The 11,233-nt window shown below is 66.3% G+C and carries 13 protein-coding genes; 2 read left to right on the forward strand and 11 right to left on the reverse strand.

Annotated features, from left to right (window positions below):
- Positions 1–17 precede the first annotated feature (17 nt).
- Entirely contained in the window at positions 18–1,985 is a 1,968-nt protein-coding gene (flgK, locus tag KBW98_RS13935; RefSeq protein ID WP_211520750.1) for a flagellar hook-associated protein FlgK, read from the forward strand.
- Between the two features lie 15 nt (positions 1,986–2,000).
- A complete protein-coding gene (gene flgL, locus KBW98_RS13940; protein ID WP_211520751.1) occupies positions 2,001–3,221 on the forward strand; it encodes a flagellar hook-associated protein FlgL in 1,221 nt (406 codons plus the stop codon).
- A gap of 31 nt (positions 3,222–3,252) precedes the next feature.
- Here the strand turns inward: flgL and KBW98_RS13945 are convergent, their stop codons facing one another.
- The 11 genes from KBW98_RS13945 to KBW98_RS13995 form a co-directional block, all read right to left on the reverse strand.
- Positions 3,253–3,567: a hypothetical protein gene (locus tag KBW98_RS13945; RefSeq protein WP_211520752.1), complete on the reverse strand. Its 315-nt coding sequence runs from the start codon at positions 3,565–3,567 to the stop codon at positions 3,253–3,255.
- A gap of 95 nt (positions 3,568–3,662) precedes the next feature.
- Positions 3,663–4,271 carry a PH domain-containing protein gene (locus KBW98_RS13950; RefSeq protein WP_211520753.1) on the reverse strand — a complete coding sequence of 203 codons (609 nt, stop codon included), beginning with the start codon at positions 4,269–4,271 and terminating at the stop codon, positions 3,663–3,665.
- Positions 4,272–4,381: 110 nt separating this feature from the next.
- Positions 4,382–4,999: a glutathione S-transferase family protein gene (locus KBW98_RS13955; protein WP_211520754.1), complete on the reverse strand. Its 618-nt coding sequence runs from the start codon at positions 4,997–4,999 to the stop codon at positions 4,382–4,384.
- Positions 5,000–5,075: 76 nt separating this feature from the next.
- Positions 5,076–5,921 (reverse strand): flagellar biosynthetic protein FliR, encoded by an 846-nt coding sequence (gene fliR, locus KBW98_RS13960; protein ID WP_211520755.1) that lies wholly within the window; start codon positions 5,919–5,921, stop codon positions 5,076–5,078.
- Positions 5,922–5,978: 57 nt separating this feature from the next.
- Positions 5,979–6,248 carry a flagellar biosynthesis protein FliQ gene (gene fliQ / locus KBW98_RS13965; RefSeq protein WP_020654801.1) on the reverse strand — a complete coding sequence of 90 codons (270 nt, stop codon included), beginning with the start codon at positions 6,246–6,248 and terminating at the stop codon, positions 5,979–5,981.
- A 10-nt stretch (positions 6,249–6,258) separates the two neighbouring features.
- A complete protein-coding gene (gene fliP, locus KBW98_RS13970) occupies positions 6,259–7,008 on the reverse strand; it encodes a flagellar type III secretion system pore protein FliP (protein ID WP_211520756.1) in 750 nt (249 codons plus the stop codon).
- Positions 6,998–7,729, reverse strand: coding sequence for a flagellar biosynthetic protein FliO (gene fliO / locus KBW98_RS13975; protein WP_229429184.1), 732 nt, complete (start codon positions 7,727–7,729; stop codon positions 6,998–7,000). The genes fliP and fliO overlap by 11 nt, the downstream gene beginning before the upstream one ends.
- Positions 7,730–7,872: 143 nt before the next feature.
- Positions 7,873–8,313 (reverse strand): flagellar motor switch protein FliN, encoded by a 441-nt coding sequence (gene fliN, locus KBW98_RS13980; RefSeq protein WP_211520758.1) that lies wholly within the window; start codon positions 8,311–8,313, stop codon positions 7,873–7,875.
- A gap of 51 nt (positions 8,314–8,364) precedes the next feature.
- Positions 8,365–9,348 carry a flagellar motor switch protein FliM gene (gene fliM, locus KBW98_RS13985; protein WP_211520759.1) on the reverse strand — a complete coding sequence of 328 codons (984 nt, stop codon included), beginning with the start codon at positions 9,346–9,348 and terminating at the stop codon, positions 8,365–8,367.
- Positions 9,349–9,368: 20 nt separating this feature from the next.
- Positions 9,369–9,902: a flagellar basal body-associated protein FliL gene (gene fliL / locus KBW98_RS13990; protein WP_211520760.1), complete on the reverse strand. Its 534-nt coding sequence runs from the start codon at positions 9,900–9,902 to the stop codon at positions 9,369–9,371.
- Positions 9,903–10,197: 295 nt separating this feature from the next.
- A partial coding sequence (locus tag KBW98_RS13995) for a flagellar hook-length control protein FliK (protein ID WP_211520761.1) occupies positions 10,198–11,233 on the reverse strand: 1,036 nt, incomplete at its 5' end.

Here is an 11,233-nt window from a genome sequence, read left to right on the forward strand (position 1 = left end):
GAGAGAAAGAAGACAACATGGCCGGTAACCTTCTCAGCATTGGCAAGAGCGGCCTGTTCGCGGCACAGGCGGGCCTGTCCACGACCGGCCACAACATCACCAACGCCAACGTGCCCGGCTACAGCCGCCAGGGCGTGGTGCAATCGACCACGACCGCGCTCGACATGGGCAGCGTCGGCTTCATGGGCACCGGCACCCAGATCGCCCAGATCAAGCGCTACAGCGACGAGTTCCTGAACACCCAGGTGCGCACCGCCCAGGCCAGCGTGAGCGGCCTGGAATCGTATTATTCGCAGATCTCGCAGATCGACAATCTGCTGGCCGACCAGACCGCCGGCCTGTCGCCGGCCCTGCAGGGCTTCTTCAAGGGCGTGCAGGACATGGCCGCCAACCGCGCCTCGATCCCGTCGCGCCAGGCCATGCTGTCGGGCGCCGGCACCCTGGCGGCGCGCTTCCAGTCGCTGGATGCGCGCCTGGGCGAGATCCGCGAAGGCGTCAATACCACGATCGAAGCCAGCGTCAACGTCATCAATTCCTACGCCCAGCAGATCGCCCAGCTCAATGAGCAGATCGGCAACTTCGCCACCACCGAGCAGCGCGCCCCCAACGACCTGCTCGACAAGCGCGACCAGCTGGTGCTGGAACTGAACAAGCAGGTCAAGGCCACCGTCACCCCGGGCGACAACAACAGCCTGACGGTGTCGATCGGCAGCGGCCAGCCGCTGGTGGTGGGGCAGCAGGCCTTCCAGCTGGCGGCCACCAAGTCGCCGACCGACCTGACCCGCCTCGAAGTCGGTTATGTGGTCGGCAACAAGGTCTCGGTGCTGCCGGACGGCGCCCTCAGTGGCGGCGAACTGGGCGGCGCGCTGGACTTCCGCGTCACCACCCTCGACCCGGCCCAGAGCGCGCTCGGCAAGGTGGCGCTCGGCATGGCGATCGAATTCAACAAGCAGCACAAGCTGGGCCTGGACGCGAACGGCCAGCCGGGCGCCGACTTCTTTGCCGAGTCGCCGGCCTTCGTGGGCAAGAACATCAACAATGCGACGGTCTCGACCACCCAGGTCGCGGCCCAGGTGACGGATCCGAGCCTGCTCAAGGACAGCGACTACAAGGTCGAGTTCGACGGCACCAACTACAACGTGATCCGCTTGTCGGACAATACCTCGACCGCCATCACGCCCTATAACGCGGCCGGCACCACCCAGGTGATCGACGGCGTCGAGTTCACGGTCTCGGGCCTGGCCCAGGCCGGCGACAACTTCCTGGTGCGCCCGACCATCAACGGCGCCGCCAATTTCAAGGTGCTGGCCAACGACGTGTCGCAGATCGCCGCGGCGGCGCCGATCGCCACCAGTGCGCCGCTCACCAACACCGGCACCGGCAAGATCAGCGAAGGCAAGGTCGACAGCAGCTTCCTGGGATCGGCCCCGGCCATGCCGGTGACCCTGAGTTACGACGGCGCCACCGGCCAGATGACCGGCTTCCCGGCCGGCCTGGCGGTGCGCGTGACCGACACCAACGGCGCCGTGACGAACTACCCGGCGCCCGCCGCCAACGTGCCCTTCACCAACGGCGCCACCTACAGCTTCGGCGGCGTCAGCGTGACCATGACCGGGGCGCCGGGCAATGGCGACACTTTCCAGATCGCCGCCAACAGCGGCGGCAGCGGCGACACCCGCAACATCGGCCTGCTGGGCGACCTGCAGACCAAGAACATCTTCAACAACGGCAGCGCGACCCTGCAGTCGTCCTACGCCCAGCTGGTCAGCACGGTCGGCAACAAGACGCGCGAAGTGCAGGTCAACGCCAAGGCGGGCGACGCGCTGCTGGCTCAGGCACAAGGCGCCGCCAGCGACGTCTCGGGCGTGAACCTGGACGAGGAAGCGACCAACCTGATCAAGTACCAGCAGGCCTACCAGGCGGCCGGCAAGGTGATGCAGATCGCCGGCACCATCTTCGACACCCTGCTGTCGATCGGCCGCTAAGGAATGGAGTAACGTATGCGCATCAGCACCCTGAACATCTTCAACACCGCCACCAACCAGCTCGGCACCTTGCAGAGCGCGATCGCGCGCACCCAGCTGCAGCTGGCGACCGAGCGCCGCATCCTGACCCCGGCCGACGATCCGGTGGCCTCGGCGCGCGCGCTCGAAGTGAGCCAGGCGCAGGAGATGAACACCCAGTTCGCCACCAACCGCACCAATGCGCGTTCCTCGCTGTCGCACGTCGAGACCACCCTGCAGGATGCGGGCGACCTGCTGCAGGACATCCAGCAGCTGGCGGTCAACGCCGGCAACGGCACCATGGTGCTGAAGGACCGCGAGGCGCTCGCGACCGAACTGGAAGGACGCCTGGACGACCTGCTGGGCGTGGCCAACACCACCGACGGCGCGGGCGGCTACCTGTTCTCGGGCTACATGGCGAACACCCAGCCCTTCACCCGCACTCCGGGCGGCGCCCAGTACCAGGGCGACCAGGGCCAGCGCCAGCTGCAGGTGGCGGCCTCGCGCAAGATCCCGCTGTCGGCTTCCGGAAGCGCCGTGTTCGAAGCCATCCCGACCGGCAACGGCAGCTTCCAGACCCAGGCGGCATCGGCCAACACGGGTGCGGGCATCATCTCGTCCGGCTCGGTCAGCGACCGCGCAGCCCTGACCGGCCACGACTACGCCCTCAGCTTCACCGTCACCGGCACGCCGGCCGTCACGACCTATACCGTCAACGACAACAGCACCGCGCCGCCGACCGCGGTCCTGAGCAACCAGCCCTACGAGGCGGGCAAGACGATCTCCTTCGACGGCCTGTCCTTCGACATCAAGGGCGAGCCGGCCAACGGCGACACCTTCACCGTGCAGCCGAGCGAGAAGCAGTCGGTGTTCACCACCGTGACCGACCTGATCGCGGCCCTGCGCTCGCCGGCCGAGGGCTCGAGCGGCAAGGCGGCCCTGACCAACAAGCTGAACACGGCGATGGACAACCTCAAGTCGGCGCACGACAACGTGCTGACGGTGCAGGCCTCGGTGGGCGCCCACCTGAAGGAACTCGACTACCTGGACAGTGCCGGCGACGACCTCAACATCCATTACGCCAGCACCCTGTCGGACCTGCAGGACCTGGACGTGGTCAAGGCGATCTCGGACTTCCAGCAGCAGCAGACCACCCTGCAGGCGGCGCAGATGTCGTTCAAGACGATGTCGGGGCTGTCGCTGTTCAACTACCTCTGATCGCGGTTCCCGGGCAGGCGGGGGCGCCTGCTCAGCGTTTCCTGTAGATCTCCTCGGTGGTGCCGAAGGCGTATTCGTGGAACTGCGGACCATCGGGCTCCACGATCAGCGTCGCATCCTCCTCGTCGTCCGTGAACGCCACGAACGGCCGATAAGTGTGTCCTTCATGTTCGATTTCGCCCTGGTCGAACAGCATCGACAAGTCGAAGCTGAAGTCGCCGCAAACCGCCTTGGCGGTCGCGTCAGGCACCCCATGCTTCGCGAGCGTGTCACTGAGCAGTGCAACCCACTGGCGCTGGAAACCCGCGCATAGCGCTTCCAGGTCGTCGTCCGAGATCTTGCGCATTAGCTTCTCTCATGCATGGCTGTTATCAGGGCTGCGCAGGCCGGCGTGTCCGTCCGCATGCGCAGCCATGGCGAATCCTTGCGCTTGCGCGCGGATCAGTTGTGGATGTACTTGGCAAACACGTCGCTGAAATCGCGCTTGGTATGCGTCTCCAGCATGGCAGTGTTCAAGGCCGCCAGCAGTTCGCCGTAATGGCCGGCGAGGGCGCCTTCGGCCGAGGCGATATTCAGCTTGTGCACGGAGGCTGTGGCGTCCAGCGCGCGCAGCGCGTTGTCGCGGCATACGGCATCGCGCCGCTGCTGCTTGCCGATCGAGATCAAGGCCTTGTAGATGTCCTTGAGCTGTTCGATGAAGGCCTTCTTGACGTCGATCGAGAACACCGTGTTGTCGACGTTGAACTTGAGCTCGACGTCCATGTCGAGCGTGCCGGCGGTCTCGATGCTGACGTTCGAGACCAGGTGCGAGCCATAGTCGTAGCGCTTGATCGAGCGCTTCGACGAGACCGCGGAGTCGCCGTCGACGTGGATCAGCGCCAGGTTGGTGAAGCAGTACTCGTCCTTCTTGCTCTTGATGAGGAAGAAGATCTGTTCGCCGTCCTCGTTGAACAGGTAATCGTCCGCATCGACCTTGCTGTAGTCCGCCGGCCCGACGATGATGCCGATATCGCTGATGCCCAGTGCTTCCGCCGCCAGTTTCTTGAACATGATCGCCCCCCGTGTGGTGAAAGCGACCACATTATCACTATTTGCTGACAGCGAAAAATTCCTGAAGGTTAATTGCTGAGCTGGTTTGATCTGGCTCTCGGCGAACCTGTTCACCAGACCGGCGTCGTGTGGCGCCACGCCGGCAACTCCCGCACCCGCGCAAACCACGCCAGCAGCTGCGGATAGTCGTCGAGCGGCAGCCTGGCCTGTTCCATGTACATCAGCGGCGCCGCCACGGCATACTCGGCCAGGGTGACGCAGCCGCCGACGAGCCACTCGCGTTCGGACAGGTGCTTGTCGAGCACGGCGGCGGCGCGTTGCAGGTCGGCCGTCCCGCGCGCCAGCTCGCGCGGATCCGGTTCGCCCGCTTCGACGATCTTCTTCCATACTTGTTCCCACACGAGCACCCCGATCGCAGGCGAGAAATGCTGGCAGGCCCAGAACATCCAGCGGTTGACGCAGGTGCGCGGCACCAGGCCGCGCGGGTAGAGCGCCTGGTCCGGCTTGCCGTCGGCCAGGTATTGCATGATGGCGCAGGATGCCCACAGCACGAGCTCGCCGTCCACCAGCACCGGCACCTTGACGTTGGGATTGAGTTCCTGCAGGCGGCGCCGGTCGTCGTCCCGCATCAGGTTGACTTCGATGCTGTCGAGACGGATGCCGAGGTGCGCGGCCGTCATCGCGACGCGGCGGGCATTGGACGAAAGGGGATTGTGGTAGAGCTGCATTGCCGTCTCCGCAAGATTGATGAGAAGGCAATGCTAAGACGGAGCACTGACAGATCCTGTCAGGAGTCTTGCCGCTTTAGCCGGGCGCAGGCTGCACCGGACCGGCCGGCGCCGGCGCCGCTGGTCCTGCGCCGGGCCGCACCGCTCCGGCACGCGGGATCGCGCGCCCGGCCTCGATGCCCTGGTTGAACAGGTTGAGGATGGGCGTGCCCAGGTAGGGCATCACCAGGCTCAGGGTCAGGAAGCCCACGCCCAGGGTGACGGGGAAGCCGATACCGAAGATGTTCAGCTGCGGCGCGGCGCGGGTCAGGATGCCCAGCGCCACGTTGGTGATCAGGAGGGCGGCCACGATCGGCAGCGACAGCTGCAGGCCCGCCGAGAAGATGCGGGCGCCCCAGCGCACCAGTTCCAGCGGCGCATTGCCGGAGAACGGCGTGCTCGTGATGGGCAGGGTGATAAAGCTTTCCGCCAGCGCCTCCAGCAGCGCCAGATGGGCGTTCACGGCCAGGAAGGCCATGGTCGCGACCAGCGACATGAACTGGGCCACCGCCGCCGAGCGGCCGTGGGTGTTGGGGTCGAAGGAGACGGCGAAGCCCAGGCCCATGGTCATGCTGGACACCTCGCCCGCGTACTCGATGGCGGCGAACACGATGCGCATGGCGAAGCCCATCGCCACCCCGATCAGGAGTTCCTTCACCACGATCAGGAGGCCCGCCCAGGAGGTCGGGTCCATGGCCGGGACGGCCGGCACGATGGGCGCGATCACGGCCGCCAGCAGCACGCCCAGCGAGACCTTGATCGACACCGGCACGCCCGCATTGCCGAACAGCGGCGCGGCCGCGACCAGCCCCAGGATGCGCGTCAGGGGCCACAGCAGCCCCGCGATCCAGGCGTTGATCTCGCCTGAGGTCAGGCTCAGCATCCCGTAGGGTGGGCGGGTCCCCCGCCCACGCGTCCAAATGGCGCCGGCATCACCGCACTATCCAATCAGTCCGGGAATGCCCGTAAACACCTGCCGCATATAGTCCAGCATCACCGACAGCATCCACGGCCCGGCGACCACCAGGGCGACGAAGATGCCGATCAGCTTGGGGATGAAGGACAGGGTCGCCTCGTTGATCTGGGTCGCGGCCTGGAAGATGCTGACGATCAGGCCGATGATCAGGGCCACCAGCAGCAGCGGCGCCGACACCATCAGGGTCACCTCCATGGCCGTGCGGCCCATGGTCATCACGCTTTCGGGAGTCATCTGTCGGCCCTCAGTAGAAACTCTGGGACAGCGAGCCCAGCAGTAATTGCCAGCCGTCGACCAGCACGAACAGCATGAGCTTGAACGGCAACGCGATCACGGCCGGCGACATCATCATCATACCCATCGACATCAGCACCGAGGCCACCACCATGTCGATGATCAGGAAGGGAATGAAGATCGCAAACCCAATCTGGAAAGCCGTCTTGAGTTCGCTGGTGACGAAGGCCGGGATCAGCACGCGCAGCGGAATGTCCTCCGGTCCCTGCAGGGCCGGGGTGCGCGAGATCTTGACGAACAGCGCCAGGTCGGACTGGCGGGTCTGCTTCACCATGAATTCCTTCAGGGGGATGACCCCGCGGTTCATGGCCTCGGTCATCTGGATCCGGTTTTCCTGCAGCGGCACATAGGCCTCGGTGTAGATCCGGTCGAACGTCGGTCCCATCACGAACAGCGTCAGGAACAGGGCCAGGCCGACCATCACCTGGTTCGGCGGCGCGGTCTGGGTGCCGAGCGCCTGGCGCAGCAGGGACAGCACGATGATGATGCGCGTGAAGCTGGTCATCATCAGCAGCGCGGCCGGCAGGAAGGTGAGGGCGGTCAGCAGCAGCAGGGTCTGCACCGGCAGCGAATACTGGGTACCGCCGCCGGGGCCCGGGCTGGTGTTGAAGGCCGGGATGCCGGGCTGGGCGGCCGCCAGCAGCGGCAGCAGGGCCACCAGCCCCGTCGCCACGGCCAGCCATGTCTTCTTATTTCGCATTGCGTTTGTCGATCGTATTCTTGAGCCAGTCCGAGAAGCTGCCGGACGGCGCGGCGCCCGTGGCGGCCACGGCGGCGTCGCCTTCCACGCCGGCCTGGCGCGGCATGGTGGCCAACGCGTTGATGCGGCCGGGCGAGGCGCCGACCACGATCCACTGGTCGCCCACCTCGACCACCATGATGCGCTCGCGTCCGCCGAGGTTGAGCGAGCCGACCATGCGCAGGTTGCTGTTGGCGCCGCCCATCATCTTGGGCGCGAAGCGCTTCAGGAACCAGGCCAGGCCGGCCAGCACGGCCAGCACCAGGACCAGGGCCAGGATGGTCTGCATCAGGCTGCCGGCGGCGGGGCTGCTGGGCGAACCCGGCAGGGCGGCGCGCGGGGTCCGCTCGGCCGGCGCCGGCGCGGGCGCGACGATGGGAGCTTGAGGCGTCACACCGGCGGGCGCCTGGGCGCCGTCGGCCGGCAGCGGCGCCGGGACGGGGGGGGTGTTGGCCGGGGAAACCGATGGGGCCGGGCGCGCGGGAGCCGGGACACGGCCAGTGGTGGTTTCGCCGGCGCGGCGCGGGGTGGTGGCCGGTTCCTGGGCGGCAGGGGCGGGAGCAGCCGCCTCGGGAACCGAAGCCGGCGCCGGCACGGGCGCAGGCGCGGTTTGCTGGACGGCGGGCGCGGCTTGCTCAGCCGGCAGTGGAGCTGCGCAGGCGGCCAGGGGGGCAAACAGCAACGCCGCCGCAAAAACACGTAGGGTTGGCGGCTTTGCCGCCGACGCGGTCAACACAAGTGTGCCGGACGTGCCGGCTGTGGTTGAACGCGTCGGCAGCGAAGCTGCCAACCCTACGATGTCGGTTACCGCGACGTTGCGCTTTGTCATTTATTCAGTTTTCGTATCCGTTCCGATGGCGTGATGATATCAGTGAGTCGGATACCGAACTTGTCGTTCACGACCACGACCTCGCCCTGCGCGATCAGGCAGCCGTTGACCAGCACGTCCATCGGCTCGCCGGCCAGGCCGTCCAGCTCGACCACCGAGCCCTGCGCCAGCTGCAGCAGGTTCTTGATGGCGATCTTGGTGCGGCCCAGTTCCACCGTCAGCTGGACCGGGATGTCGAGGATGAAGTCGATGTCGTTCGGGGTCTCGTTGCGCGCGCCCTTGTTCGAGAAATCCTTGAACACGGCGGCAGCCGGCGGCGCGGCGGCGGCGGCCTGCTGCTGGCGCTCGAGCGCCGCCGCCTCGGCCGCGGCCTGCTCGGCAATCGCCGCGCCCCAATCGTCGTCGAGGCCGCTCTGGTCGTCCTGGGTGTCAGACATGTGGTTCTCCTGGTTTGCTTGCGGCCGGCTGCGCCTGGCCAATTCTATGGGTTATTTGCTGAACGTGTCGCTATTGGCGAGCAGCTTCTCGACCTTCAGCGCGTACTGGCCGTTGTGCACGCCGTAGCTGCAATCCATCACGGGCACGCCGTCCACCGTGGCCTGCAGGGTTTCCGGCACGCTGAGCGGGATGACGTCGCCCACCTTCATGTTCAGGATCTCGTCGAAGTTCGCCTTGCCGTGGCCCAGCACGGCCACCAGCTCGACCTCGGCCACTTGGATCTGCTGGGTCATCAGGCGCACCCAGCGCTTGTCGACTTCCAGGGCCTCGCCCTGCAGGCTCGAGGTCAGCGCGTCGCGGATCGGCTCGATCATCGAGTAGGGCATGCAGAAGTGGATCTGGCCCGACACCGAGCCCAGCTCGATCGTGAAGGTGCAGGACACCACGACCTCGTTCGGGGTCGCGATGTTGGCGAACTGGGTGTTCATCTCGGAACGGATGTACTCGAACTCGACCGGGTACACCGGCTCCCAGGACTTGGCATAGGCCTCGAACACGATGTCGAGGATGCGCATGATGATGCGCTGCTCGGTCTGGGTAAAGTCGCGGCCTTCCACGCGGGTGTGGAAGCGGCCGTCGCCGCCGAACAGGTTGTCCACCAGCAGGAATACCAGGCCCGGATCGAAGACCATCAGCGCGGTGCCGCGCAGGGGCTTCATGTGGATCAGGTTCAGGTTGGTAGGAACCACCAGGTTGCGGATGAATTCGCTGTACTTCGAGACCCGCACCGAGCCCACCGAGACCTCGGCGCTGCGGCGCAGGAAGTTGAACAGGCCGACCCGCAGATACCTGGCGAAACGCTCGTTGATGATCTCGAGCGTCGGCATGCGGCCGCGGACGATCCGCTCCTGCGTTGCCAGGTTATAGGTGCGTACCCCCGAGGTGTCTTCAGGCGTCGCAATGTCGTCCTGATCGCCGTTGACCCCTTTTAAGAGGGCATCGACTTCTTCCTGTGAGAGGAAATTATCGGCCATGGTGCTTCTTTATCGATGACTTACTGAATAATGAATGAGGTAAACAATACGTCGGTCACTTCCTGTTCGTCGCCGTCCTTCTCGAAGGGCTCCTTGACGGCGGCCTGGATCTCGGCCGCCAGCTGCTGCTTGCCCTCGACGGTGCTGATCTCGGAGGCCTTCTTGCCGGACAGGAGCAGCAGCACGCGGTTGCGCACCACGGCCATGTTGTCCTTGACCAGCTGGACCTGTTCCGGACCCGCGATCTGCAAGGTGAACTGTACCTGCAAATACTGTTCGCCGTTTTCCGGCTGCAGGTTGACGGTGAAGGCCTCGACCGGCACGTACTCGGCCTTGACGTCGTCGTCCTTCTTTTTCTTCTTCTTGTGTTCCTTGGCCGGCGCTTCCTCGGCATGCGCGCCGGACTGGCTGAAATACCAGCCGCCACCCGCGCCCGCGCCGAGCACCAGGACCGCCGCGGCGATCATGATCATCAGCTTCTTCTTCGAGCCCGCCGGGGCCGCATCTGCCGCATCCGCTTTCGGATCGGCCTTCGCTTTGGGATTCGCTTTCAAGATTACCTGCTACCTATGGATGGTGAACGACATTATGGCATTGTCGCGGATAGATGCGCCTGGGCAAGCCTCGAAAAGAGGGCGGAAGAGGCGGCATTCTCCAGGATTGTTGTGCGCGCGTGATGACGAATTAGAAAAAAGCTGCACATTGTAGGTGTTCGATATTCAGTTCGCCAATGCACGTCGCTCCGGCGAAGGCCGGAGCCCAAGTTCTGCGTATGCTGTCGAAACGCTCAACTTAGGCTCCGGCCTTCGCCGGAGCGACGACGATCTTGCTGCCAACTCAATGAATCGATCAGGCGAAGGTATCGACCATCCCCCGCTCGCCCAGCGCCACGGTGCGGGCCGCGCGCGGTGCGCTCTCGACAGTATCGCCGCCACTGCCGTTCAGGCCGCCCGCGCCGCCGCTGCCGCGGCGTTCGCCATCCTGCGAGGCCTGGCGCTGGTCGGGCGTGCCGGCGTCGACCGTCGCATTACCCAGCGCGATGCCGCTTTCGCTCATCATCTCGCGCAGGCGCGGGATCGCGTTTTCCAGGGCCTGGCGCACCTCCAGCTGGTTCGAGGAGAACTGCACGCTGGCCTGGTCGTTGCTCACGTTCAGCACCACCTGCACCGGGCCGAGATCCGGCGGGTTGAGGGTCAGGGTGGCGGCCTGTTCCTTGCCGACCATGTAGACGATGCGCTGGCTGACCTGGTTGTCCCAGCCCTGGCTGCCCACGCGGGCCGGGATACGGTCGGCCGGCACGGCGCCAGGCTGCACCGCTTCCAGCTTGGCCGCCTGGGCCTGCAGCTGGGTGACGCTCGGCGCCGGCGCTTCGGCGGCGGCCGCGCTTTGCTGGGTCGCTTCGCGCAGTTGGGCCTGGAACTGGGCGGCCTCCGGCTTGGCCTGGGCAGCGGCGGGTTGCGAAGCCGCGTCCTGGGTCGTGCGCAGCTCGGCCGGCGCGCGTTCGAGGCCGGTCGGCAGGGTGATGCCGCCCGATGCGGCTTCCTGCGTCAGGGCTTCGCCTTCGGCCGGCACGGCGGCCGCGAGGCCGTCCTGGGCCTTGATCTGCTGGAAGGCCGCCTGCAGTGCGGCGTCCGCACCCTCGGCCGCCACCGGCTGGGCCGCCGGCGTGGCTGCCGCAGGCTGGGCCAGGCTGGCCATGAAGGCTAGCATGTCGGTGACGGGCGTGGTGGCCGCTTCGGCGGCGGCGCTGGCCGCGGCCGCGTCCTTGCCTTCCTCGCTGACTTCCGTAGCCTCGGCTTGCGCGGTCTTGGCGGCGGGCGCCTCGTCCTTGGGCGCGGCGGCCTGGGTTGGCCTGGCCGGTTCGCGCTGTGCGGTACGCTGGGCT

The sequence above is a fragment of the Massilia sp. ST3 genome, assembly GCF_018119405.1.
Lineage (GTDB): Bacteria > Pseudomonadota > Gammaproteobacteria > Burkholderiales > Burkholderiaceae_D > Telluria.

Coding starts and splice junctions, on each gene's coding strand:
- fliN (WP_211520758.1), bottom strand. CDS start 8,313: ATGTCTGACACCCAGGACGACCAGAGCGGCCTCGACGACGATTGGGGC.
- fliQ (WP_020654801.1), bottom strand. CDS start 6,248: ATGACTCCCGAAAGCGTGATGACCATGGGCCGCACGGCCATGGAGGTG.
- fliM (WP_211520759.1), bottom strand. CDS start 9,348: ATGGCCGATAATTTCCTCTCACAGGAAGAAGTCGATGCCCTCTTAAAA.
- KBW98_RS13945 (WP_211520752.1), bottom strand. CDS start 3,567: ATGCGCAAGATCTCGGACGACGACCTGGAAGCGCTATGCGCGGGTTTC.
- KBW98_RS13955 (WP_211520754.1), bottom strand. CDS start 4,999: ATGCAGCTCTACCACAATCCCCTTTCGTCCAATGCCCGCCGCGTCGCG.
- KBW98_RS13950 (WP_211520753.1), bottom strand. CDS start 4,271: ATGTTCAAGAAACTGGCGGCGGAAGCACTGGGCATCAGCGATATCGGC.
- fliP (WP_211520756.1), bottom strand. CDS start 7,008: ATGCGAAATAAGAAGACATGGCTGGCCGTGGCGACGGGGCTGGTGGCC.
- fliR (WP_211520755.1), bottom strand. CDS start 5,921: ATGCTGAGCCTGACCTCAGGCGAGATCAACGCCTGGATCGCGGGGCTG.
- flgK (WP_211520750.1), top strand. CDS start 18: ATGGCCGGTAACCTTCTCAGCATTGGCAAGAGCGGCCTGTTCGCGGCA.
- flgL (WP_211520751.1), top strand. CDS start 2,001: ATGCGCATCAGCACCCTGAACATCTTCAACACCGCCACCAACCAGCTC.